This is a genomic window from Pseudoalteromonas sp. SG45-3 (genome assembly GCF_014164075.1).
GTDB classification, from domain to species: domain Bacteria; phylum Pseudomonadota; class Gammaproteobacteria; order Enterobacterales; family Alteromonadaceae; genus Pseudoalteromonas; species Pseudoalteromonas distincta.
On sequence record NZ_JACJEN010000005.1, the window covers coordinates 201,685 to 226,008 of the forward strand.

Annotated in this window: 20 protein-coding genes, 1 pseudogene and 1 riboswitch; of the genes and pseudogenes, 9 read left to right on the forward strand and 12 right to left on the reverse strand. The window is 38.9% G+C overall.

Annotated features, from left to right (window positions below):
- Positions 1 to 50: 50 nt before the first annotated feature.
- Positions 51 to 302, forward strand: a pseudogene (locus H5126_RS08500) (NAD(P)H-dependent oxidoreductase); the annotation flags it as partial.
- Positions 303 to 426: 124 nt separating this feature from the next.
- Here H5126_RS08500 and H5126_RS08505 read toward each other — a convergent pair.
- The 7 genes from H5126_RS08505 to dapB form a co-directional block, all read right to left on the reverse strand.
- A complete protein-coding gene (locus H5126_RS08505; RefSeq protein WP_096792863.1) occupies positions 427 to 813 on the reverse strand; it encodes a hypothetical protein in 387 nt (128 codons plus the stop codon).
- Between the two features lie 276 nt (positions 814 to 1,089).
- Positions 1,090 to 1,743 carry a 3,4-dihydroxy-2-butanone-4-phosphate synthase gene (gene ribB, locus H5126_RS08510; protein WP_182720092.1) on the reverse strand — a complete coding sequence of 218 codons (654 nt, stop codon included), beginning with the start codon at positions 1,741 to 1,743 and terminating at the stop codon, positions 1,090 to 1,092.
- A 245-nt stretch (positions 1,744 to 1,988) separates the two neighbouring features.
- A riboswitch (FMN riboswitch) is annotated at positions 1,989 to 2,160 on the reverse strand.
- Positions 2,161 to 2,236: 76 nt separating this feature from the next.
- Complete coding sequence (locus H5126_RS08515) at positions 2,237 to 3,295, reverse strand: S66 peptidase family protein (RefSeq protein ID WP_182720067.1); 1,059 nt, start codon at positions 3,293 to 3,295, stop codon at positions 2,237 to 2,239.
- 158 nt (positions 3,296 to 3,453) lie between these two features.
- Positions 3,454 to 3,930, reverse strand: coding sequence for a transcription elongation factor GreA (greA, locus tag H5126_RS08520; protein ID WP_004335404.1), 477 nt, complete (start codon positions 3,928 to 3,930; stop codon positions 3,454 to 3,456).
- A gap of 48 nt (positions 3,931 to 3,978) precedes the next feature.
- A complete protein-coding gene (carB, locus tag H5126_RS08525; RefSeq protein WP_039487473.1) occupies positions 3,979 to 7,197 on the reverse strand; it encodes a carbamoyl-phosphate synthase large subunit in 3,219 nt (1,072 codons plus the stop codon).
- 16 nt (positions 7,198 to 7,213) lie between these two features.
- A complete protein-coding gene (carA, locus tag H5126_RS08530; RefSeq protein WP_004335400.1) occupies positions 7,214 to 8,350 on the reverse strand; it encodes a glutamine-hydrolyzing carbamoyl-phosphate synthase small subunit in 1,137 nt (378 codons plus the stop codon).
- Positions 8,351 to 8,711: 361 nt separating this feature from the next.
- Complete coding sequence (gene dapB, locus H5126_RS08535; RefSeq protein WP_182720068.1) at positions 8,712 to 9,515, reverse strand: 4-hydroxy-tetrahydrodipicolinate reductase; 804 nt, start codon at positions 9,513 to 9,515, stop codon at positions 8,712 to 8,714.
- Between the two features lie 354 nt (positions 9,516 to 9,869).
- On the opposite strand from dapB, the gene H5126_RS08540 reads away from it, so the two are divergent.
- From H5126_RS08540 to H5126_RS08550, 3 genes are all read left to right on the forward strand, one after another.
- Positions 9,870 to 11,183, forward strand: a complete 1,314-nt coding sequence (locus H5126_RS08540) for a Na+/H+ antiporter NhaC family protein (RefSeq protein WP_004335396.1) — start codon at positions 9,870 to 9,872, stop codon at positions 11,181 to 11,183.
- A 132-nt stretch (positions 11,184 to 11,315) separates the two neighbouring features.
- Complete coding sequence (locus tag H5126_RS08545) at positions 11,316 to 12,104, forward strand: nucleoside-binding outer membrane protein (protein ID WP_024604219.1); 789 nt, start codon at positions 11,316 to 11,318, stop codon at positions 12,102 to 12,104.
- Positions 12,105 to 12,302: 198 nt separating this feature from the next.
- Positions 12,303 to 13,319: an alpha/beta fold hydrolase gene (locus H5126_RS08550; protein ID WP_024597205.1), complete on the forward strand. Its 1,017-nt coding sequence runs from the start codon at positions 12,303 to 12,305 to the stop codon at positions 13,317 to 13,319.
- Between the two features lie 111 nt (positions 13,320 to 13,430).
- Here H5126_RS08550 and H5126_RS08555 read toward each other — a convergent pair whose 3' ends face one another.
- The gene (locus H5126_RS08555; RefSeq protein WP_004335391.1) at positions 13,431 to 14,228 is read right to left on the reverse strand and encodes a M48 family metallopeptidase; all 798 of its coding nucleotides are present in this window, start codon (positions 14,226 to 14,228) and stop codon (positions 13,431 to 13,433) included.
- A 197-nt stretch (positions 14,229 to 14,425) separates the two neighbouring features.
- Here H5126_RS08555 and H5126_RS08560 point away from each other — a divergent pair, with 197 nt between their 5' ends.
- Positions 14,426 to 15,628: a Bcr/CflA family efflux MFS transporter gene (locus H5126_RS08560; RefSeq protein ID WP_182197406.1), complete on the forward strand. Its 1,203-nt coding sequence runs from the start codon at positions 14,426 to 14,428 to the stop codon at positions 15,626 to 15,628.
- A 34-nt stretch (positions 15,629 to 15,662) separates the two neighbouring features.
- Here H5126_RS08560 and grpE read toward each other — a convergent pair whose 3' ends face one another.
- On the reverse strand, positions 15,663 to 16,274 hold the full coding sequence (grpE, locus tag H5126_RS08565; protein ID WP_024597391.1) for a nucleotide exchange factor GrpE: 612 nt from the start codon (positions 16,272 to 16,274) through the stop codon (positions 15,663 to 15,665).
- Between the two features lie 58 nt (positions 16,275 to 16,332).
- Positions 16,333 to 17,298 carry an HrcA family transcriptional regulator gene (locus tag H5126_RS08570; RefSeq protein ID WP_024604215.1) on the reverse strand — a complete coding sequence of 322 codons (966 nt, stop codon included), beginning with the start codon at positions 17,296 to 17,298 and terminating at the stop codon, positions 16,333 to 16,335.
- Positions 17,299 to 17,452: 154 nt separating this feature from the next.
- Between H5126_RS08570 and nadK the strand changes: the two genes are divergently transcribed.
- The 4 genes from nadK to H5126_RS08590 all read left to right on the forward strand — a co-directional run bounded on the left by nadK (position 17,453) and on the right by H5126_RS08590 (position 21,077).
- The gene (nadK, locus tag H5126_RS08575; RefSeq protein WP_004335384.1) at positions 17,453 to 18,337 is read left to right on the forward strand and encodes an NAD(+) kinase; all 885 of its coding nucleotides are present in this window, start codon (positions 17,453 to 17,455) and stop codon (positions 18,335 to 18,337) included.
- Positions 18,338 to 18,414: 77 nt separating this feature from the next.
- Positions 18,415 to 18,972, forward strand: coding sequence for a hypothetical protein (locus H5126_RS08580; RefSeq protein ID WP_182720069.1), 558 nt, complete (start codon positions 18,415 to 18,417; stop codon positions 18,970 to 18,972).
- A gap of 75 nt (positions 18,973 to 19,047) precedes the next feature.
- A complete protein-coding gene (recN, locus tag H5126_RS08585) occupies positions 19,048 to 20,721 on the forward strand; it encodes a DNA repair protein RecN (protein ID WP_182711572.1) in 1,674 nt (557 codons plus the stop codon).
- 32 nt (positions 20,722 to 20,753) lie between these two features.
- A complete protein-coding gene (locus H5126_RS08590; protein WP_182720070.1) occupies positions 20,754 to 21,077 on the forward strand; it encodes a hypothetical protein in 324 nt (107 codons plus the stop codon).
- 13 nt (positions 21,078 to 21,090) lie between these two features.
- Here the strand turns inward: H5126_RS08590 and H5126_RS08595 are convergent, their stop codons facing one another.
- On the reverse strand, positions 21,091 to 22,113 hold the full coding sequence (locus tag H5126_RS08595) for a GGDEF domain-containing protein (protein WP_404936429.1): 1,023 nt from the start codon (positions 22,111 to 22,113) through the stop codon (positions 21,091 to 21,093).
- Between the two features lie 786 nt (positions 22,114 to 22,899).
- On the reverse strand, positions 22,900 to 24,315 hold the full coding sequence (locus H5126_RS08600; protein WP_182720072.1) for an FAD-dependent oxidoreductase: 1,416 nt from the start codon (positions 24,313 to 24,315) through the stop codon (positions 22,900 to 22,902).
- Positions 24,316 to 24,324 lie beyond the last annotated feature (9 nt).

Genomic DNA, 24,324 nt, shown 5'->3' on the forward strand with positions numbered 1-24,324 from the left:
ATTAGCCTCTCAAATAAAGTCTGGAAGTTTTCTTAAAAAATAACAATTATTCGAGGTGGACTAAAGCACAAACTTACATAGCGCTTGGTAATACAATGCATACAGCAGAACGCTTAGGGATTGATTCAACTCCAATGGAAGGCGTAGATGCCGAGCTGATTGGCGAAGTTTTTGAAAAAGAGATAGATGGTTACATTTGTGATGTAGCTTTAGTGCTTGGCTACCATGATGACGCAGAAGATTATAATGCCAAATTACCTAAATCACGTTTAGCTAAAGAGCAAGTTATTCAAGTTTTATAATTTTTCAAACCAAGCAGCTGGTTTATATCAGCTGCTATTTTTTCGCTTATACATTTATAAATACAACTCATATTCAGTAAAGGATCCAAGCATATTACTCTGTACTAATGTGCTGCAGTAACTGTTAAGGCCACCTTAATATGGTAAGCAAAAGTATTGAACAAAAAGTACAGCTATAAAAAAATTGCATTACAGTGAAGGAAAACACATCGTCGGTTACAGTCACTATACCGTATTTAGATAGTGTCCAGCCATAACGAAAAGAATGCAATAAAGGTAACCCCACCATAAGTAAAAGTACCACGCTGTAAAATTGATTAATCGTGCTTAAAATCGACAGTTCAGCGAACAACAATAAGGGTAAACTGATACACAAACCAAATAAAAACACACCCGCTATTCTTTTATTAGAGCAGCTGGTCATTCGTAATATTTTTTTAGCCTCAGCCTCTTTTTCTATCGCATCATTATAGTGTTTTAATTCGTTTTCTCTTTTTAAAAATTCAGCCATTAATGCATTGAAATTCTCAGTGTATTTATCTTTATCTATATTAGCTTTTACATCGAACAATTCTTCAAGTGTATAGTTAGAATAATCTATTTTAATGGGGTAATTCCTTATAGAGTACTGTATGTAGCGGCTACAGAAAGTGCAATTCCTTCGCTAAGCTTCTTAAATAACGTAAATAAAAACAAGTGATTATTATATTTTAAGAGCAAGTTAGGCCCATAAAAACACGCAACAGGTGCGTGCTTTTAATATATCTAAGGCTGATAAAATAGTAATTTAACCTACTTTAAGCTGCGCAGCTTGAATGTATTGCACTAAATCTTCAATAGAAACCACGGTCATATTATGCTTATTAGCATAATCACTCACTTCAGGTAAGCGCGCCATTGAACCATCGGGATTAGTAAGTTCGCAAATTACGCCAAATGGTTTTAAGCCGGCAAGTTGCATTAAATCAACGGATGCTTCGGTATGACCGCGACGCATTAATACGCCACCCGTTTGTGCCTTTAAACCAAATACATGCCCTGGGCGCGATAAATCACTTGGTTTTGCATTATCCGCTGTCGCTGCTTTTATAGTAGTTACTCTATCAGCAGCAGACACACCTGTTGTTACGCCATGCTTAGCTTCAATAGTGACTGTATAAGCGGTGTTATTTTGACTCGTATTGTTAGCTACCATTTGCGGTAAGTCGAGCTGTTTAATGCGCTCATCCCCCATGCATAAACAAACAATACCGCTGCCTTCGCGGATCATTTCGGCCATTTGAGAAGTCGTTAAATGCTCAGCTGAAAAAACAAAGTCGCCTTCATTTTCACGGTTTTCATCATCAACAACAAGTACGCCTTGGCCTTGCTGTAGTGCAGTGATGGCGCTTTGTACGCGGGTATGGCTTTCGCCGAATTGAGTAAGTAGAGACTGAATCATCATTATATTCCAAATAAAAATAATAGATTCAGGACTGTGAAAGGATCAGTAATACATCACTTAAATTTAAAGCGATCACTACCAAAATAGCTTAAATAAAATAACAAAAAGCACGCAGCAAAATGCAGCGCACACTGTTATACCAATAACATTAAATTAGTGACTAATTATAGCGCAAAGAAAATAGCTCACTTAACGCGATACAACGGTCATGTCTTTAATAAAATTGGTTTTAGTATAATAAGCCATATTCTCTTTCATCCGGACTGTAACCGTCGGCTCTGGCATCTCACCAGATCTGCTTGACCTTTACTTAACCTAAAATAAGTTAAATAAAGCGCTCGCGGGCTCGTTTAAGTCATAAAAAATATTAAACATACCGCCGGTGGGGAATTTCACCCCGCCCTGAGAATTTACAGTAAGCATTAGCACTTACTGTAGGCATATTATACGCTTGTATTTATTTGTTTTTCAAAACTAAATACAATAAAAACTACGAAAGTTGAATATTTAACGATGCGCGATCTACTATACCTTCGTTTATATCAGCAACTAGCGTACAGGTAGCACCATTTACCAAATTTAAGTTAGGTTGAACGTGCCCTATATCCGCATCAAAAATTACAGGAAATAAACACCCACCTAGCGCTACATCTAACGCATGGCGATAATCAAAGGCATCGTAATGACCTTGTGTTATTTCACTTCGCCCTAAAACCAAGCCATTGATATCATCAAATATACCGGCTAATTTTAATGACAGTAAAAATCGTGCAACGGTTGTTGGTGTAAGTTCTGAGTTTTCGAGGTATAAAATAAGCCCTTCGGGCGCACTGTTCTTTTTAAACTCATGCAGCGCTAAAAATGGCGAGTCGAGCAATAAACCTACGGTATCTAAACACCCACCAAATAACCGACCAGACATTTCTATGGTACGTTTATCTGTGTAGTTTAAACATTGCCAGTTTGTGGGCTCACTCGGGCTGAGTAATTCGTTCGGGTTTTGCGCGTAATTAGGCTTATTTTTTTGGTATAAAGAAGAAGGACCTTGCTCAAACTTACTACCGGCTTCGTAGGTCAGAGTTTCAAATATTTGTAAGCTGTACGGATTTTTTTCATCTGGGTGTAACTGCATAAGATTAGCGCTGTGGAGGGTTGCCCATTGGCACTTAGCAGTGAGTGCACATGCAATAGTACTCACATCAGAAAAACCAACTAACCACTTAGGCTTTGCTTCTTTAATGGCGTTAAAATCAAGTAGTGGCAGTATTTCCATTGCCAGCTCACCACCCATTGGCGGCATAATCGCATCTATTTCATCATCTAATAAAAAACCCATTAGCTGCTTAGCATGCGCTTTAGCATTAAGCTGTTCGCGTGGTTTGTTTTGACGTAAAAACTCGCCTTCAACAACATTATACCCTCGTTGTTGTAGTCCATTTATAACAATATCTAAGCGTCCGTGATACTTTTCTTTTAGCCCAGATGAAAGCGAGCAAATAGCAATTTTAGAGCCTACTTTTAAAGGCGCTGGGTAAAGTATATTAGCCATTGAGTGTTCCTTTTAATGAAGTGATTATGTACCTATATCATCATGCTCACTCTTTATGCAATATGAACACCCTTATCAGTATAGTGATTTATTTAAGGCATAAAAAAACCGATGTAAATACATCGGTTTTTATTTAAAACGTTAAAGTGAGTTATGCGTTAAAGATACTCAACTTCAATGATTTCGTACTCAACGATACCTTTTGGCGTTTGGATAGACACTGCATCGTCTACTTGTTTACCAATTAAGCCACGTGCAATCGGTGAATTAACAGAAATTAAGTTGTTTTTAATATCTGCTTCATCATCGCCTACAATACGGTATTTTACTTCAGCATCCGTATCTACATTTACTATAGTTACGGTAGTACCAAAAATAACTTTGCCCGTATTTGGCATTTTAGTTACGTCGATTATCTGAACATTTGAAAGTTTAGCTTCAATTTCTTGAATACGACCTTCACAAAAACCCTGTTGCTCACGTGCAGCGTGGTACTCAGCGTTTTCTTTTAAGTCACCGTGTTCACGCGCAACAGCAATGTCGGCGATAATTTTTGGACGGGTAACTGTTTTTAATTCGTTAAGCTCTTTGCGCAGTAAATCTGCGCCACGAACTGTCATCGGAATTGATTGCATACTTTTCTCACTTAACACCAAGGCCCTAGTTGGCCTTGGCACATTTCCTTAGTTCAATCGCAGGTGTAGCTCTTGAACTGACGTCACTTTACTACGGTCATCTGCTTTGTTAGCAGTACAGTTAGCAAAAGCCGCGTTCAAGGTTGTCGTATAGTTGGTTTTATTTTGCAATGCACCACGACGTAACACCTTCGAATCTTCGATCGCTTGGCGACCTTCGGTGGTATTAACGATATAGCTGTACTCTTTATTCTTGATATAATCAAGAATATGCGGGCGGCCTTCATATACTTTGTTTACACGTCGTACTTCAATGCCAGCTTCTTCAAGAGCTTGTGCCGTGCCACCCGTTGCGTCAAGTTCAAAACCTAAGTCGGTCATAATCTTGGCTAATTCAACAATGCGTGGCTTATCGCTATTACGAACAGATAATAACGCGCGACCACCGCGTGGTAAAGTGTTGCTTGCACCTAATTGTGCTTTTGCGAATGCTTCGGCGAAAGTATCACCAACACCCATCACTTCACCCGTTGAGCGCATCTCAGGGCCACGAATTGGATCCACACCCTGAAACTTAGCAAATGGTAAAACAACTTCTTTAACGCTGTAATAAGGAGGGATCACTTCTTTAGTAATACCTTGGCTTGCCAAAGACTGACCCGCCATACAACGAGCCGCCACTTTTGCAAGCGCTACACCGGTTGCTTTTGATACAAACGGTACAGTACGTGCGGCACGCGGGTTAACTTCAATTAAGTACACTTTGCCATCTTTTACAGCAAACTGTGTATTCATTAAGCCAACAACACCAAGCTCAAGCGCCATATCTGTTACTTGCTTGCGCATTACATCTTGCACTTCTTGCGATAAAGAATGTGCTGGTAATGAACATGCTGAGTCACCAGAGTGAACACCGGCTTGCTCAATGTGCTCCATGATACCGCCAATAATTACTTGCTCACCGTCGCAAATTGCGTCAACGTCAACTTCAATTGCGTTATCTAAGAAACGGTCCAGTAATACAGGTGCTTCGTTTGATGCAGATACAGCTTCGGTCATGTAGCGACGTAAATCGTCTTCATCGTATACAATTTCCATTGCACGACCACCTAGTACATACGACGGACGTACAACTAGTGGAAAACCAATTTCGACTGATTTAAGTAGTGCTTCTTCAGTTGAAGTTACTGTTGCATTTTCTGGCTGAAGTAAGTTCAAACGCTCAACAAGTTGTTGGAAACGTTCGCGATCTTCTGCACGGTCAATCGCATCAGGTGAAGTACCAATTACTGGCACGCCATTCGCTTCAAGCTCACGTGCTAATTTAAGTGGTGTTTGACCACCGTACTGCACAATAACGCCTTTTGGCTTTTCAACACGTACGATTTCGAGTACGTCTTCAAGTGTAATTGGCTCAAAGTATAATCTATCAGATGTATCGTAATCGGTAGAAACCGTTTCAGGGTTACAGTTAACCATAATGGTTTCATAGCCGTCTTCGCGAAGCGCAAGCGAGGCATGTACACAACAGTAATCAAATTCAATACCTTGGCCGATACGGTTAGGACCGCCACCAATAACCATGATTTTGTCTTTATCTGTTGGGTTTGCTTCACACTCTTCATCGTAAGATGAGTACATGTAAGCTGTGTCTGAGCTAAATTCTGCGGCGCACGTATCAACACGCTTATATACTGGCACGATGTTTAATAAGTGACGTTTTTTACGAATTTCAGCTTCAGATACACCAGCAATTTCAGCTATACGTGGATCTGCGAAACCTTTGCGTTTAAGTTTACGTAGGAAGTCGGCATTTAAACCAGCCATACCTACTTCACCAATTTTTGCTTCGTCTTTTAAAATATCTTCTATTTGTACTAAGAACCAGCGATTAACTTTAGTCAGCTCATAAACATCATCAACGCTCATACCATGGCGCATTGCATCGGCAATGTACCAGATACGCTCAGCACCTGGTTCGCGTAATTCGCGGATGATTTTTTCTTTCGCTTTAGGGTCATCAAGTGCAACTATTGGGTTAAAACCTGTTGCGCCCACTTCAAGACCACGTAATGCTTTGTGTAATGATTCTTGTTGGTTACGACCAATCGCCATTACTTCGCCAACTGATTTCATTTGCGTAGTTAAACGATCGTTAGCACCGGCAAATTTTTCAAAGTTAAAGCGAGGAATTTTTGTTACAACGTAATCGATTGAAGGCTCAAAAGATGCTGGAGTTTTACCGCCAGTAATATCGTTTTGAAGCTCGTCAAGCGTATAACCTACTGCTAGCTTTGCAGCAATTTTAGCAATTGGGAAACCCGTTGCTTTTGATGCAAGTGCAGATGAACGTGATACGCGTGGGTTCATCTCAATGATAACCATACGGCCATCTTCAGGATTAATACCAAACTGCACGTTAGAACCGCCAGTTTCTACACCAATTTCACGTAATACCGCCATAGAGGCGTTACGCATAATTTGGTATTCTTTGTCGGTTAGCGTTTGCGCTGGTGCAACGGTGATTGAATCGCCAGTGTGAACACCCATAGGGTCAAAGTTTTCAATGGTACAAACAATAATACAGTTATCGTTTTTATCACGTACAACTTCTGTTTCGTACTCTTTCCAACCAATCAGTGATTCATCAATCAATAATTCGTTTGTTGGCGATAAGTCTAAACCACGTTCACAAATTTCTTCAAACTCTTCCATGTTGTAAGCAACACCGCCACCGGTGCCACCCATGGTGAAAGAAGGACGAATGATACATGGTAAGCCAATTCGGCTCATTGTATCTTTAGCTTCTTCCATTGAGTGAGCAATTTCAGCACGAGGACATTCAAGGCCAATGTTTTTCATTGCTACGTCAAAGCGTTCACGGTTTTCTGCTTTGTCGATTGCATCCGCCGTTGCGCCAATTAGCTCAACGCCGTGCTTAGCCAATACACCGTGCTTGTCTAAATCAAGTGCACAGTTTAATGCTGTTTGACCACCCATTGTAGGCAGTACTGCATCTGGCTTTTCTTTTTCAATAATTTTTTCTACCACTTCCCAGTGAATTGGTTCGATGTAGGTAGCATCGGCCATTTCAGGATCGGTCATGATAGTTGCAGGGTTTGAGTTAACTAATATAACTCTATAGCCTTCTTCTCTAAGTGCTTTACACGCTTGAGCACCAGAGTAGTCAAATTCACAAGCTTGACCAATTACAATTGGGCCTGCGCCTAAGATAAGAATGCTTTTTATGTCGGTACGTTTTGGCATTATTACTCCAGTTAAATTAGTGTTTACGCGCTTGCATCAAATCGATGAAGTGGTCAAATAATGGTGCTGCATCATGTGGACCTGGACTTGCTTCAGGGTGACCCTGGAAGCTAAACGCAGGCTTATCAGTACGATGAATACCTTGAAGCGTTCCATCAAATAACGATTTATGCGTGGCACGAAGCGTACTTGGTAGGCTTGATTCTTGAGCTGCAAAACCATGGTTTTGAGCTGTGATCATAACTACATTACGGTCTAGGTCTTTAACTGGGTGGTTACCACCGTGGTGGCCAAATTTCATTTTTTCTGTTTTAGCACCTGAGGCAAGGGCTAATAACTGATGACCTAAACAGATACCAAAAATAGGTGTGTCGGTTTCTAAAAAGGCTTGAATGGCTTCAATAGCGTAAGTACAAGGCTCAGGATCACCAGGGCCATTAGATAGGAAAATACCATCAGGGTTTAAAGCAAGTACGTCAGCGGCTGAAGTTTGCGCTGGTACTACTGTAAGTTTACAACCACGGTCTACAAGCATACGTAAAATATTACGTTTTACACCGAAGTCGTAGGCAACAACATGAAACTTTTCATCAGCAGCGTCAAGGGTTTTAAATCCTTCACCTAATGTCCAGCTTGATTCGCGCCACTCAAAATTTTCCTTGGTTGAGACAACTTTTGCTAAATCCATACCTTTTAAGCCTGGGAAGGCTTGCGCGGCTTGTAACGCTTTATTTTCGTCAAGCTCGTCACCGGCAACAATACACCCGTTTTGTGCGCCTTTATCACGCAAAATTCGAGTTAGCTTTCTGGTGTCGATGTCCGCAATACCTAAAATATTACGTTCTTTTAAGTAATCATCTAACGATTGCTCGTTACGAAAGTTACTTGCTAGCAGTGGCAAATCACGGATCACTAGGCCTTTAGCCCAAATTTGATTCGCTTCTTCGTCTTCGCTGTTGGTACCCGTATTACCGATATGTGGGTACGTCAAAGTTACGATTTGTTCCGCGTATGATGGATCAGTCAAAATTTCTTGATAACCAGTCATAGACGTATTGAATACCACTTCACCGACTGACATGCCGTCAGCGCCGATTGCAGTACCGCGAAACACTGTGCCGTCTTCTAGGACTAACAGAGCGGATTTAGTCAAGTTAAACCTCCTAACAGTAAAAAACGGGAGTAAGCAATTGCTTAACACCCCGCCAATACCCAGAGGGATCGTCAAAACCAGATTTTTGTGAGCTTAAATTGTTTTACGCAGTCTTAAATGATGCAGATGTAAAGCATTCAACCTTCAATCATTTTTCTTGCCTAAAACTATTTTCATTCCCACTGAAACCCTGGATTTACTAGCCACTTGGGTATAATTGGAAACACGCATTTAGTAATTTTTGGCAAATTGGCTGCATATTACATGAAGTTGCTATTTAGGTCTAACATTATTTGGTTAATTGTTACAAATAAGTCACTGTAGGTGAAATTAGACCCAAACAGTTAAAATAGTAACTAAACTACTTAAGATCTAGCACATCTTGCATATCATAAAGTCCAGCAGGTTTGTTTTTTAACCAGCTTGCAGCCCTTATAGCACCTAGAGCGAACGTCATTCTCGAACTTGCTTTATGTGTTAATTCAAGCCTTTCGCCCATTGTAGCGAAGTATGCGGTATGTTCACCTACTATATCGCCCCCTCTTAGGACAGAATAACCAATCTCATTTTGAGATTTCGCTGTTTCTACTTGGCTTCGGTCATATACCGCAACCTCGTCGTGATCCCAGCCTTTCGCTTGCGCGATTGACTCACCTATTGCCAGTGCAGTACCCGATGGTGCATCTATTTTATGACGGTGATGCGCTTCAAATATTTCGATATCTAAATCGTCACCAAATTTAGTCACTGCAGTTTGCACAAGGTTAAGTAATACATTGACACCTACGCTGTAATTTCGCGCAAATACAATAGGGATATGTTTAGCGGCATCGTGTAATAGCGCCATATCATCATTTGTTAAACCTGTTGTGCCAATTACCATAGGAATTTTTTGTGCAACAGCTGTTTTTAAATGGTTTTTCATACCCGCTGGCAGCGTAAAGTCGATTAAAACATCTACATCATCTATTGTACTTTCGTCGCTAAAGCTAACACTGTTATCGGCTGCGCTATTTACTTGATTTACATTAATGCCCAATAGCGATGAACCACTACGAACATATGCGCCTGTAAGTTGTGTTTGCTCTTTAATTGTCGCGGCTTCTAATAGGGCTAAGCCCATTCTGCCGTTAGCACCAAAAACACCTATTCGATTTGTAGTCATGGTTTTTACCTAATTTTATTTGAATCCGTTTATTAGCTATATATCCGGACATTGCAAAATACGCAGGTGGGTATTTTTATGCAGTTGGATAAATATTAATCGCTGAAAATCGCGTTGCTTTATAGATATTATCTAAAAGTCATGCAATAGTCAGGTGACCTTTTAATTTAATAATAATAACAATACCAGTTTACTTTAGCCATCTATACATTTAAACTTCTCTTTCGCGTCGATTTGGTCTTTGGCTTGCGGACGCTGCGGCTAACAACTTTTTAAAATAAAAAGTTGTACTGCTAAATTCAGCTAAAAGAGGAGTTTTGGCTGTGATAAATTTTACTGGTTATGAGGATTATGATGCAGCCATCATTTAATAAAAACAAAGCAATACTTTCTTTACTTCCCCTACTTACCTTTGTAGCGCTATTTTTAGGCTCAGGTTTGTATTTGCAATCGCAAGGGGTTGATTATGCTTTTTACCAACTACCTGCACCTGTTGCTATATTGCCCGCCATCATGCTTGCGTTTATTTTAAATAAAGGCACGGTAAACCAATGTGTAGAGACCTTTATTAAAGGTGCCGGACACAACAATATTATTACCATGTGTTTAATCTACTTACTTGCAGGTGCTTTTTCGGCTGTGGCAAGTGCAACCGGTGGTGTAGATGCGGTAGTAAATGCAGGCTTATCGCTTATTCCACCTTCGTTATTGCTCCCTGGTTTGTTTTTAATTGCGGCCGTTGTTTCTACTGCAATGGGAACGTCAATGGGTACGATTGGCGCCATTGGCCCTATCGCTTATGCGGTATCAATTAAAACGGGTATAGATCCAGCATTAATGGCCGGTACGATTGTATCTGGCGCTATGTTTGGCGATAACTTATCTATTATTTCAGACACCACTATTGCAGCTACGCGCACGCAGGGCTGTGAAATGAAAGACAAGTTTAAAGAAAATCTTAAAATTGCAGTCCCTGCAGCCATTCTAACAATCGCCCTGTTGTTTTATTTAACACCTGCTGCACAAGTAGTTGAAACTAAAGACTATGATATTTGGTTAGTACTTCCTTATGCCTTTATTTTAGTGTTAGCAGTTGCTGGCTTGAACGTATTTGTAGTGTTGTTTAGCGGTATTATTTTTGCCGCATTAATGGGCTTTACAGGAAGTTACGAAGGCGCAAGCTTTGTAAAAGACATTTACAAAGGCTTTACTGATATGCAGGAAATATTTTTACTTTCTATGTTTATTGGTGGCTTATCTGAATTTATTCGTATCAACGGTGGTCTTGATTACATTGCTCAAAAAATTCAAGCGATTACTAAAATCATTGCAAAATGGCACCGTAAAGTGGCAGATCAATTAGGTATCGCTGCGTTAGTTTTAACAAGTAATGTATGTATTGCTAATAACACAGTGTCTATTATTGTCGCGGGTCCTATTGCTAAAAAGCTAGCAGATGACGGTGAAATAAGCGGTAAACGCTCTGCCAGTTTACTTGATATATTTGCCTGTGTTACACAGGGTTCATTGCCATACGGTGCCCAAGCATTGTTATTAGGTGCTACGTTTAAAATTAGCCCGTGGGAAGTATCAACGTCTTCTTATTACTGCTTTATTTTAGCATTTACAGCCATTGCAGTTATTTGCTTACGCCGTAATAAAGCATAGTTTAAACACCGACACTATGTTGCAGCTTAATAAGTAAGCTGCAACATATGTTAAAATAATACTCTACATATCAATCACTTTTGCTATAATGCGCGCCTTCGCGTGTCACTAAAATTATAGTTAAATACAGATATGAAATTTAAAAAATTACTTCCTCTCGTTACTTTTACATCAATTGCTTTATCGTCTTCTGCTTTTGCGGCTAATTGGAGCAGCACAGCACTACATATTAATAATGGCAACCAAAAAAACCCATTCACTGAGCAAGAGTCAAACACCACTGTTTACTCGGTTCAACATGCATCGGGTTACGATTACGGCGATAACTTCTTTTTTATCGATTACAGTAAAGACGATACCGATGATGGTTACCAAGATGCTGATTTTTATGGTGAGTGGTATTCAACGGTAAGCTTATCGGCCATTAGCGGCGAAAAAATTGGCGCAGGCGCATTATTAGATGTGGGCCTTACCGGTGGTATTAACGTTGCTGGCGACGCTAAAGTAATGAAATACTTGCCTGGTGTTAAATTAAGCTGGGATGTACCTGGGTTTAACTTTTTTCAAACGCTATTCACAGCTTACATTGACGATAGTGAAGGTGTAGCAAAAGGCGGGGCTCCTATTGAAACAAATAGCTGGATGCTTGATGTTGCCTTTGAATACCCTTTCACTATTGGCTCACAAAAATTTAGCTTTAAAGGCCACGCTGAATACATTGCAGAACGTGAAGATGAATTTGGTAACGATGTAGAGGCGTGGATACTCGCACAGCCTATTTTAGTATGGGATATGGGCCACGCTCTTCAAATGAAAGAAAACACACTACTGTTGGGTATGGAATTACAATACTGGCACAATAAACTAGGTACTGAAGTCACTGAGTCAGTGCCACAAATCCATATTGAGTGGACGTTTTAAGCTTTAACGATACTCGTTTTACCCTACATTAATAAGCGAAGCTCTCTTTTAGCTTCGCTTTTTTCATCTCCAAATTAAACAACGTTGAGCATGACAAAGCCTCAATTGAATAGTACTTAATGTTTGGTTACTATAATGAATTATTCTGAGTTTTATATATTAGAGCTCATATTATTTGTCCTTAATTGGAGTAACCAAATGTCGTCGATTAAAGTTATTTGCTTTTCTACTTTATTGTTATTAACAAACAATGCATTAGCGAGCACAACGCAAGATACCTCTTCACTTTCTTATGATGCACTTTTAAGCAGTTATCAGTACGACTTTAAAGTAAATTACTTTAACATTGAGTCACAAAAACAGTCCCTTAAAATGGCGTATATTTACTTAAAGCCTACCAAATCCGACATGCCTACAGTGACGCTTATGCACGGCAAAAATTTTAATGCAGATTACTGGACTACCACTGCGCAATACCTGCAATCTTTAGGCTACGGCGTATTAATTCCTGATCAAATTGGTTTTGGAAAATCATCTAAACCAACTAATTACCAGTATTCATTTGCGGCTCTTGCTCATCATACTCATGCGTTAATGGACTCACTTAATATAAAAGAGTCAATTGTATTAGGGCACTCTATGGGTGGGATGCTAGCGAGTCGTTTTGCACTAATGTACCCAAACACAACTAGTAAATTAATTTTACTTAACCCTATTGGGCTTGAAAACTACCTGCAGTATGTTGATTACAAAGATACAAATTTTTTCTATAAAAACGAATTTTCAAAAACGCCAGAAGGCGTAAGAAAATACCAACAAAAAAATTACTACGATGGTAAGTGGAATACCACATATTCAGCCCTAACCGACTTTATAACAGGGCAAATACAAGGCCCAGATAAAGAACAAATGGCATGGGTAAATGCAAAAACATACGATATGATTTTCACTCAACCTGTAATAACCGAATTTAAAGATTTAGCAGTACCGGTTAAATTAATTATTGGTACACGCGATAGAACCGGCCCTGGCCGTAACTGGAAAAAAGACGGTGTTGATTACGAGCTTGGTCGATATGATAAATTAGGCAAACACGCTGCAACACTTATCCCTGACGCACAATTATTTGAACTGGATAATTTAGGGCACCTGCCGCACATTGAAGATTTCGAACGCTTTAAAAATGTATTTAAACAAGCACTTGCTGCTGAATAACCACGCTTAAAAACTAAAATAAAACCCCTGTAGGTAAAATACTTACAGGGGTTTTATTTTAATTACGCATTAATACTAAACGTACACTACTTCAGATAGTAAAGCGCTTAACTACAGTGTGCATTGTGGGTTTTTACCCTGTGCTTTAGCAGTGCTTTGCTCGCTAAGTGCTTTACTCATTTGCGCTTGTAGATTTTTAATACGGTTACTTGGCGCTGGGTGAGTAGATAAAAACTCAGGGGTTGTACCGCTGCCCGCTGCACTCATATTTTCCCAAAGTGTAACCGACTCTTGTGGATTAAACCCCGCCTGTGCCATTAAATCCAGACCTATAGTATCGGCTTCTGATTCGTGAGAGCGGCTAAATGGTAAAACAACTCCATATTGTGCGCCCAAACCTAAGCCTTGCATAATTTCGTTACGGTATTGAATATTACCCATTTCAAGTGCAGCACTACCAAGCTGCATACCGGTATCTAAAATAGAGCTTTGTGAAACACGCTCATTAGAATGCTCAGCAATTACGTGCCCTACTTCGTGCCCTAGTACTGTTGCTAGTTGGTCTTGATTGGTGGCTATTTTTAGTAAGCCCGTATGAACCCCAATGTAACCCCCAGGTAATGCAAAAGCGTTAGCAGATTCATCTTCAAATACCACTACTTCCCAATTTTGCGACGCGTATTCTTTTGGTAATACAGCGACTACTTTTTCAGCAATACAATTTACATAAGAATTTGTTTTAGCATCTTTATTAATTGGTTGGCTTTTTTTCATATCTGCAAAGCTAGCAGTACCCATTTCACTCATTTGTTGATCTGAGTAAAGCGCTATTTGAGTACGTCCTGTTGGTGACGTTTTACAACCGGCTAAAACGGCTGTCGCTAATACTGCAAGTACTAGTTTTTTCATGATAATTCTCTTAAGTAATGAATTTTTTATTGCTTGTAGAATAGCAAACACAGTACCAATTTAAAATATTTGCTTTATGTACCGTTATATTAAAAAAAAGCAATATGACGATAAACTTAGCGGGCAAACTAAGTTTATCCAAATACAATGCCCTGTTACACTATAACCCTTGTTTTTAGTGATTGTTGAGTTTACACATGGACGCCTCAGCCTCGTCTTTTAATACCCGTATTTTATTGCCTTTATTAGCCAGTATCGTGGCGATTACGCCATTGGCGATAGATATGTACTTACCTGCCATGCTGGTAATTGCAAACGATTTACACACTAATATGCCCAATGTACAAATATCGTTGAGTATTTACTTAGCAGGCTATTCATTAGGGATGCTATTTTTTGGCCCCATTGCCGATCAAATTGGCCGCCGTAAGCTTGCACGTATCGGCTTAACCTTATTTGGTGCAAGCTCACTTGCACTGGCATTTACCACCGAAATCCATGCTTTTTGGACTCTTCGAGCAGTGCAAGCATTTACGGGAGCGGCAGCAACGGTAGTAGTACCGGGTATTATTCGCCATATTTATCAGCAAAATACAGCTAAGGGAATGTCGTATGTGTCGATGATTATGATGGTAGCGCCGTTAGTTGCCCCCTCTGTTGGCTCGTTTATTTTAGGATTTTCTGTTTGGTCAACCATATTTTTGGTTCTTGCTGGGTATAGCTTTTTAATATTGGCGTTTGTGCAAGTGTATCTAATTGATATTCCTATTCACAAAAACGAAAAAAAGGGTCTCGCTCTATTTTTTGATAGCTATAAAACAGTACTCAGTAATAAAGATGCACGTGCCGACATACTCAGTTCTATGTTTGTATCGTTTGGATTTTTTTGCTTTTTGACCTCAGTACCATTTATTTATTTAGATTTATATGAAGTGTCAGAACAGTTATTTGGTGTGTTATTTGCCTTTAACGTAATGGCGCTGATGTTTGGTAACTTTTTAAATACGCGAATTGTACCAAGGCTGGGCTCTCGAAAAATGCTCTATATTGGGCTTACATTTGGATTTGTATCGGGGCTGGCTTTGTTAACATTTAGCTTATTGCATTTATCACTTTATTATATTGTGGCTGCTATTGCGCCATTAATGATGAGCTTAGGCGTCACTGCAAGTAATGCTGACTCGCTAATATTAATGAAGTTTGAAAAAAACACAGGCACGGCAACGGCCGTAATTGGCACACTTCGTTTTGGCAGTGGCGCATTAGTTGGCCCGCTACTCGCTATTATGCATGCAAAAAGCGCAGTGCCGTTTTCAAGTTTAATGTTTAGCGCTGTTTTGCTTACTATGCTCGTACAGTTAATTCACTATAAAAAAGACAAAAAAAATGCCTCAATATGAGGCATTTTTATCAAAGCTAATAACCTTAAATTAGTTAAGCATCAGCAGCTTTAGAAACCATAACCATTGCAGGGCGTAATAAACGACCATTCAATGTGTAACCTTTTTGCATAACAGCAAGTACTGTATTAGGTGTTACATCGTTACTTGGTTGAATTGACATTGCTTGATGAAAATCTGGATTAAACTGCTCACCTTGTGGGTTTACAATTTCAACACCAAACTTTGCAACAGCATCGTTAAAGCTTTTAACTGTCATATCGATACCTTCAAGCAACGGCTTTAAAGTCTCATTTTCTTTATCAGAAAACTCAATAGCACGCTCAAGATTATCAATTACAGGTAGTAATTCGTTAGCAAATTTTTCTAGTGCGAATTTATGCGCTTTTTCTACATCTTGTGCTGCACGACGACGAATGTTGTCTACGTCTGCTGCAGCACGAACAACACCATCTTTTTGATCAGCAATAGTTTGTTTAGCAGCTTCAAGCTCTGCATATAGCATAGCTATTTCTGCTTCAGGGCTTTGCTCTTCTTCTGCATGTTGATCAGCGGCTTCTACTGCTGCTTCTACATCAGCCTGCATTTTAGAAATTTCTTCGTTTAATTCTACTTCTTGCTCAGGGTTTTGTGTCTGCTCAGACATAAAATACGTGCTCCAATTCTTTACAACTGCGGTAATTATGGGGATTGAATAAAAAGATTCAAGAGTTAGATGCCTCAATTAATTTAAATTCTCGAATTATTTCTTCGATTTGCGCTGATTTAGGGCAAATTATACAAAAGCGGCTTTGGTATTCTTGATTTTGAAAGTACGGCACGCTTATTACGATCAATTCATCACACTCAGTAAAAGGCAATTTTTCGCTATTAAGTACCGATACACCGTTTTTAAAAGCGAGTTTATCTTCTACATAATTTAAAAACGAAACACCAATATTTAAACTTTGCTCACAATCGATTTGTTTATAGAGGTAATTTTCGCCAACTACAATACTATTATCTGAGCCTAATTTTTGACTTAGTTGTCGCGTCCATTGATTAAGCGAATCATGACAATTTCGAGGCGCTGTATTTGCCATCGCCTGCATACGATACAAACCCTCCATAAGAGTTTGTTGGCTAAATACGGTATTCAACCATGTTGCAAACTGATAACGAACAGAGTCTGACGAATCATGAGGTTTATCAATACAAATGTTGTGGCTCTGCCCAGCCCTGTCTATTAATAGAATAAGCCAGTCGGTAGAATCAAAATCAAGCACTTCTACTCTAAACACTTGCTGCGAGCTGACTTGTGGTAAACCAACACAACAACATATTTGGTATTTTTGGCTCAAACCATGTGCTAGTTCAACGAGTTGTGATTGCTCTGGTTGCCAATAATTAGCAATGTCAGCGAGTGGAAAAAACTCGTCAAACCAATAGTCAAACCCTTCATTTGTGGGCACTCGTCCTGCAGATGTATGAGGTGAATACAATAGCCCCACTTTTTCTAAGCGAGCCATAGCATTACGAACCGTAGCCGAGCATACTGCCATGCCTTTGAGCTTGGCAATTTTTGTTGATGGAACAGGCAAGCCTTCACCATTACAGTACATGTTCATAACAGCTGAAAAAATTTGCTGATCTCGTGAGTTTAGTTTCATGGTATCTACATCTTGTTGCATGAAAGAGATATCGGGGCGTTTAGTTGTTTTTCAAGTCGTGCAGTTAACTGACTGCGAATAAAATTGAAGGTTTATAATATTGCTATAATCTGTATTTTCAAACACTTCTGTTTTGAGTTACTCTACAATTACTAAATCTTTTTGTGCGTACATTATGGACTCTCCTTTTAATACCATAGGCCTAATTGGCAAACCTAATCACCCGGGAGCCGCTGCTACCCTTCAGCGCTTACATACATTTTTACTTGCGCTTGGTTTTGAGGTAATAGTAGAAAAACGCACAGGGAGTCAATTAGACGATATCCCGCATGACAAACTTGTTAAGTTAGTCGACTTAGGAGAACAAGCCGATTTAGCTATTGTTGTAGGCGGTGACGGTAACATGCTTGGTGCTGCACGCGTGCTTGCGCGCTTTAACATTGCTGTAATTGGAGTAAATAGAGGTAACCTTGGCTTTTTAACTGATTTAAACCCTGAAGGGTTTGAAGCGAGCTTAGAGCAAGTCCTCAGTGGTGAGTACCTTGAAGAAAAACGCTTTTTATTAGAAGTAGAAGTATATCGCCACAACGAATTAAAGAGTGCAAATTCTGCCGTTAACGAAGCGGTACTTCATGCCGATAAAGTAGCGCATATGATTGAGTTTGAAGCTTTTATAAATAATGACTTTGTGTTTTCTCAGCGCTCTGACGGTTTAATAGTATCAACCCCTACTGGCTCTACGGCATATTCACTTTCAGGTGGCGGGCCAATTTTAACGCCAGAGCTAAATGCAATATCGTTAGTGCCTATGTTTCCTCATACCTTATCTAGCAGACCTTTAGTGGTCGATGCCGATAACGAAGTACGCTTAAAGCTAAGCTTAGAAAATACAGATAGCCTACAGGTAAGTTGCGACAGCCATGTTGTGCTTGCCGTATTACCCGGCGATGAGGTAGTAATTAAAAAAGCGGATAAACAATTGCGCTTAATTCATCCAAAAAATTACTCGTACTACAACGTTTTACGTACAAAACTAAATTGGGGTAGTCGTTTGTACTAATTTTATTGCCAAATTTAGTACTATAAAGCAAAATGGCGGCTTAAAATAATAATCAAATAATTTAGGAACGAGTAGCAATGACTTATGTAGTATTCTTTGCTTTACTGCTATTAATTACACTTTTATACAGTTACCTCAAAATTGAGAGTAATCGCAAAAAAGCAATCGAAGCTAGAAAAAAGCTATTTAATGAACGTGTTTCGCATGTAAATTCACGCCTTAAAGCAAAGCTTAATAATCTTCTTGATGCTAAAATAATTCGCCCAAAATACGTTCCTCGTATTCAAGCTATTGTAAATAATTTTTTTGTTGTGCAATCGCATACAGACGAGAATTTGCAACAACTTGAAGATACCGCTGACCTACTAATTAATACGTTGTCCAACGAGTTAATTAAAACTAATCAAACGAATATAATCCAGCCATTGATTGATAATATACAGTACTTTGTATCTGAGTTACCTCAGCAAGGAATTTTATACAATAAGGGTTTTTACCTAAATACTTTACCTCCACTTATCGGGCTACTTAAAACCGAAGACATCATACAAGCTACTGATATTGTTGATGATCAAATTGATACCTCTCCAAAAACTTCTGATACACAATTTACTCAAGATGTAAGCGTTGCATAAATAATAAAAAATTAATTTGCAAAAAACCAAAACACTGTATAAATTAACAGTTAATTGACTGGATGGATAAACAGTATGTTAATTGGTTTAGAAGTTAAAAATTTTGCAATTGTTAGTAATTTAAGCACAGAATGGCGCAGCGGTATGACCGCGATCACTGGCGAGACAGGTGCTGGTAAATCTATTGCTATTGATGCGCTATCATTATGTTTAGGTGAACGAGCTGAAGCATCAGCAGTGCGCCCAAGCTCTGATAAAGCAGAAGTGTGCGCTCAATTTGACCTAACAGATTTACCGCTAGCTCAATCGTTTTTAGAGCAACATATGCTAAACAATGACGATAATGAATGTTTATTGCGTCGTGTTGTTTGCAAAAATGGACGCAGTAAAAGCTACATTAATGGCAGTGCCGTTACCGCATCACAATTAAAAGAACTTGGTCAATATTTAATATCCATTCATGGACAACATGCCCACCAACACTTATTAAAAGCTGAGCATCAGTTACAGCTTTTAGATGCCTACGCAGGGCATCACCACTTAGTAAATGATGTAAATAACAACTATAAACAGTTTGCTAACTTACAAAAAGAATTTAAACATTTAGAGCAACAACAGCAGCAACAAGCAGCGCAAAAACAATTGTTAGAATACCAAGTTGCAGAGCTCGATGAGTTTGCCTTACAAGAAGGTGAGTTTGATTTAATTGAGGCCGAGCATTACAAACTTAGTAACAGCCAAACAATATTAGAATCGTGCCAACGTGAATTACAATACTTATATGAAAGTGATGAACAAAATGCTTGTTCAATGCTGCAGCACAGTGCCCAACAATTCGCTGAGCTGGCTCAATACGACGAAAGCTTAGCAGGCGTAGCAGCCCTCCTTAGTGAAGCCGCAGTACAAGTTGAAGAAGCAAGCCGTGAAGTTCGAAATTATACTGAGCAAGCAGATTTAGATCCTGCTCGTTTAGGTGAAGTAGAAAATAGACTAAGCGGTGCGATGGATTTAGCGCGTAAGCATCACATAAAACCACAGCAGCTAGTTGAGTTTCATCAATCGATTGCTCAGGAGCTTGAGTCAATAAGTAATAATAGTAATCGTCTGGAGCAACTAGAGTCAGAAATAGAAAGCGCGTTAATTAGTTATAAGCAAGCTGCCGATGAACTAAGTAAAAGTCGCTATGAGTATGCTAATACACTTAACACACTAATAAGTGAAAGCATGGCTAATTTATCGATGGAAAACGGTGTATTTGAAATAGCTTTAACTCAAGAGAGTAGCCGCGCACCTAATAGCTTAGGGTACGATAATGTGTCGTTTTTAGTATCAACTAATCCGGGGCAACCACTTCAGCCGTTAGCTAAAGTAGCCTCAGGTGGTGAGCTTTCGCGAATTAGCCTTGCTATACAGGTAATTATTGCCCAAAAAGTAACAACCCCAACGCTTATTTTTGATGAAGTTGATGTAGGTATTTCTGGCCCTACAGCATCAGCCGTAGGCAAACTATTGCGCCAGTTAGGTAAGTCTACTCAAGTGATTTGTGTTACCCATTTACCGCAAGTTGCTAGTAGCGCACACCAACAATTTTTTGTAGCTAAAGAAATAGCACAAGGCGAAACGTTCACTCATATGCTGCCTTTGAATAAAGATGGTCGTATTAATGAAATAGCTCGCTTACTTGGTGGTGATAATATCAGTAAAACAGCTAAAGCAAATGCTAAAGAACTAATAATGGCCCATGCCTAATATTGGTTAATAGAGCTTTGAAGGATTAAATAATGCACAGTACTTTAGTTTATTTTTGTATCATTTTAAGTTGGTTTTTATTAGCGCTAAGCAGCTGTTTAATTATTTTTAGTAAATATAAGCATACTTACTTTAAACAGCGTTTACTGTGGTTTTTAAATAGCTTTTTAGTTCTTCAGATAATCGCCGTAGCCTATTACTTTACTAGCGAAAAAATAAATAACCTAAGTGACTTAGGCATCAGTTATTGGCTATTAATTACAATGCAGATTGCCTGTAATGCAATGTGTTACATGAGCGTAAAGCGCAGAAAGGCTAAAATAAAGCCATCACTTGATTCGTTCTCAATGGATTAAAGTAGATAAACTTTTAAGAAGAACACGTTCTGTTTTTACCTTGCGCTTTTGCTTTATAAAGTAGTTCATCAGCACGCTTGATATCAAGATCAATTGAGCGTTCGGCACTTGCAGAGATAACACCAATACTTAGCGTAATATTGGTACTATCTGAAAATAAGCTCACAACTGAAGCTTTAAGGGCGTTGTGTATTTTTTCTGCAACTTGCTCCCCCTGCTCAACTGTTGCATCTGGAATAACAATTAAAAACTCCTCTCCGCCCCAACGTGATGCAATCGCATTTTTTGGAATACTTTTATCAAAGGTTTTAGCTAACTGAATAAGTGCTTCATCGCCAAAATCATGGCCGAATTGATCATTAATTTTTTTAAAATTATCTACATCAGCTAATAAAATTACAAAAGGAGTATTATTATCTTTTAGCTCACTTTTAAAAGCCACAAGCTTATTCATGGTATAGCGACGGTTTGGCAGGTTGGTGAGTGGATCTATAGTTGCTAAAAATTCATTCTTTTGACTCAAAGCAATTATTTTACTGCTGTATTTTTCTCTTGAAAACTCGTAGTAGCCACTCAGCGACGCGACAATTATAAAAGCGAGTATGATTCTGATAGGAAACTGTTCCGGACTATAGTCATATATATTGAATGTATCAGCGCAGTAAAAGCCTAAAACAATCGCTAATAAAAACAAAATTATATCAAATGTACCTCGCTTAAGTCCGCGTATTGAATAAGTAACTGGAGACACTATGAATATCCATATAGGCCCTGTTCCTTGTGCTCCACCAGTGAGGACTAGGTAAAACATTAGTGCATAAAGGTTGTATAAAATTACAGTGCCTGACTTCTCTACTCCCCTACTTATGCTAAATGCCAATAAATAAACAAACGAAGAAACAACCAAGGTACACGCTAATAAATAACTGCTATTAATAAATGCTAAGCTAGCCATAGAAAACGTTGCTATAAACCCTATTGAAGAGAAGAATCGAACAATGAGTTTCCTTTCCGACTTGTTTGAATATTCGTACATAATTTCTATTTATTTTATTAATATATAAAAGCTTACTTGTAGACAAAAAGTAAGCAAACCGTAAACAGCGTGCGATAATGAACCAACTTTATATTTAAATCAACTCTTAAGATTAGTTATTTCGGGTTGATAAAAGCGAATACTTTAACCATTACTTAGCTTTGTTAGGGATAATGCAATAATATTAAGAGTTAAAAAATAAATAAGTTTACTTTTTTATTCCCACACTACCCGCACTAATAGTACTGAGTAATAGTAGTGATATAACACACGTAGTTAAAGATGGTATTAACGGTGCTGTATATATGTATTGAGCCAAGCAACCAATCAATTAACTCTTCAAATCAAAGTATTTATACAACGATGCAAACAAGAGTTATAGCATATTAAGCAACAAAAGAAGCTACAGATTATGGCCAAATAACGTTAGCTAGTACTACTGAAAATCCAAAAAACTCGAGTTGCTATAAGTAAATGCCTGCCCCCTTGAGTTGGTTAAGTAAAGCGTAAAGTTTGATGTATGAATTAACCCTCAAGGCTGCTTAATAGATGCCCTAAGCATCCGTATTTAGCTCGAAACAAGCTCACCCACACTAAAGCATAATAATCCCTCTTGGTAGTTACACTAAAGGTAAAAGCTCAAGGTGTCGCTAAAGAAAGCTATGCTACAGGTGATATTAATATAATACCGTTTGTGGCTAACTACGTTGACATTACATTCGAATAAAAAAATAAAAAAAGCAAGCCAGTTGGCTTGCTTCTTATTTATTTTATTAATACGAACAATTAAACTTTTAAGTAATCCATAATACCTTCTGCAGCATTACGTCCTTCAAAAATAGCGGTTACCACTAAATCTGAACCACGCACAATATCGCCACCAGCAAATATTTTAGGGTTCGTTGTTTGATGTGTAAATTCACCCTGTTCTGGTGCATTAATGCCGCCCCAGTGATTTATTTCTACATCGTATTTTTCTAGCCAATCCATTTTGTGAGGCTGGAAACCAAATGCCATAATAACTTGGTCAGCTTCTATCACATGCTCTGAACCAGGTACTTCTTCAGCACGACTTCTGCCATTTGCGTCAGGTTCGCCTAATTTAGTTTTAACCATTCTAACGCCAGCTACTTTACCTTTATCGCTCAATACAATGCCTTTAGGCTGAACGTTATAGGTAAATATAACGCCTTCTTCTTTGGCGTTTTTAACTTCACGTTTAGAACCAGGCATATTTTCTTTATCACGACGATAAGCACACGTTACTTTTGCAGCATTTTGACGAATAGACGTACGCACACAGTCCATCGCTGTATCACCACCACCAAGTACAACTACTTTTTGGTTAGCCATATCAATACACGGCTGCTTAGTCTCGTCATAGCCCATTACACGGTTAGTGTTACCAATCAAGAACGGGAGTGCATCGTGAACACCTGGTGCATCTTCATTTTCAAGACCTGCACGCATACTTTGATACGTACCAACTCCTAAAAATACGGCGTCGTAATCAGCTAAAATTTGATCAAGCGTAATATCAACACCTACTTCAACATTTAACTTAAACTCCACGCCCATTTCAGTGAAAATTTCACGGCGCTTTTGCATCACTTCTTTTTCAAGTTTAAAAGAAGGAATACCAAACGTGAGTAGTCCGCCAATTTCTGGGTGACGATCAAACACTACTGGTTTTACGCCGTTACGAACTAAAATATCAGCACACCCTAAACCAGCTGGGCCTGCACCAATAATAGCTACTTTTTTGTCGGTCCAAGTTACATAAGACATATCAGGCTTCCAGCCCATTTTAAATGCCTCATCGGTAATGTATTTTTCAATATTACCAATTGTAACCGCACCAAACTCTTCATCTAATGTACACGAACCTTCACACAAGCGGTCTTGTGGGCAAACACGCCCACACACTTCTGGTAAGCTATTTGTACGATGAGAAAGCTCTGCTGCCTCTATAATACGACCTGTGCGTATTAACTTTAACCATTGTGGAATGTAGTTATGTACTGGGCACTTCCACTCACAATACGGGTTACCACAATCTAAACAACGATCAGCTTGTGAGTTAACCTGATTTTCTGAAAAGGGTTCGTAAATTTCTACGAAAGATTTTTTACGTGACGAGATTGGTTTTTTGCGTGGGTCTACACGCTGCACGTCTATAAATTGATATACATTTTCGCTCATACTGCCCCC

What these genes read in the sequence shown, in the direction of transcription:
- dapB (WP_182720068.1), bottom strand. Translation starts at nt 9,515, where the DNA reads ATGACTACAAATCGAATAGGTGTTTTTGGTGCTAACGGCAGAATGGGC.
- H5126_RS08515 (WP_182720067.1), bottom strand. Translation starts at nt 3,295, where the DNA reads ATGGCTAATATACTTTACCCAGCGCCTTTAAAAGTAGGCTCTAAAATT.
- H5126_RS08540 (WP_004335396.1), top strand. Translation starts at nt 9,870, where the DNA reads ATGCAGCCATCATTTAATAAAAACAAAGCAATACTTTCTTTACTTCCC.
- H5126_RS08570 (WP_024604215.1), bottom strand. Translation starts at nt 17,298, where the DNA reads ATGCAACAAGATGTAGATACCATGAAACTAAACTCACGAGATCAGCAA.
- ribB (WP_182720092.1), bottom strand. Translation starts at nt 1,743, where the DNA reads ATGATTCAGTCTCTACTTACTCAATTCGGCGAAAGCCATACCCGCGTA.
- H5126_RS08590 (WP_182720070.1), top strand. Translation starts at nt 20,754, where the DNA reads ATGCACAGTACTTTAGTTTATTTTTGTATCATTTTAAGTTGGTTTTTA.
- H5126_RS08555 (WP_004335391.1), bottom strand. Translation starts at nt 14,228, where the DNA reads ATGAAAAAACTAGTACTTGCAGTATTAGCGACAGCCGTTTTAGCCGGT.
- grpE (WP_024597391.1), bottom strand. Translation starts at nt 16,274, where the DNA reads ATGTCTGAGCAGACACAAAACCCTGAGCAAGAAGTAGAATTAAACGAA.
- recN (WP_182711572.1), top strand. Translation starts at nt 19,048, where the DNA reads ATGTTAATTGGTTTAGAAGTTAAAAATTTTGCAATTGTTAGTAATTTA.
- nadK (WP_004335384.1), top strand. Translation starts at nt 17,453, where the DNA reads ATGGACTCTCCTTTTAATACCATAGGCCTAATTGGCAAACCTAATCAC.
- H5126_RS08505 (WP_096792863.1), bottom strand. Translation starts at nt 813, where the DNA reads ATGGCTGAATTTTTAAAAAGAGAAAACGAATTAAAACACTATAATGAT.
- H5126_RS08595 (WP_404936429.1), bottom strand. Translation starts at nt 22,113, where the DNA reads ATGTACGAATATTCAAACAAGTCGGAAAGGAAACTCATTGTTCGATTC.
- H5126_RS08560 (WP_182197406.1), top strand. Translation starts at nt 14,426, where the DNA reads ATGGACGCCTCAGCCTCGTCTTTTAATACCCGTATTTTATTGCCTTTA.
- H5126_RS08550 (WP_024597205.1), top strand. Translation starts at nt 12,303, where the DNA reads ATGTCGTCGATTAAAGTTATTTGCTTTTCTACTTTATTGTTATTAACA.
- H5126_RS08600 (WP_182720072.1), bottom strand. Translation starts at nt 24,315, where the DNA reads ATGAGCGAAAATGTATATCAATTTATAGACGTGCAGCGTGTAGACCCA.
- carB (WP_039487473.1), bottom strand. Translation starts at nt 7,197, where the DNA reads ATGCCAAAACGTACCGACATAAAAAGCATTCTTATCTTAGGCGCAGGC.
- greA (WP_004335404.1), bottom strand. Translation starts at nt 3,930, where the DNA reads ATGCAATCAATTCCGATGACAGTTCGTGGCGCAGATTTACTGCGCAAA.
- H5126_RS08545 (WP_024604219.1), top strand. Translation starts at nt 11,316, where the DNA reads ATGAAATTTAAAAAATTACTTCCTCTCGTTACTTTTACATCAATTGCT.
- H5126_RS08580 (WP_182720069.1), top strand. Translation starts at nt 18,415, where the DNA reads ATGACTTATGTAGTATTCTTTGCTTTACTGCTATTAATTACACTTTTA.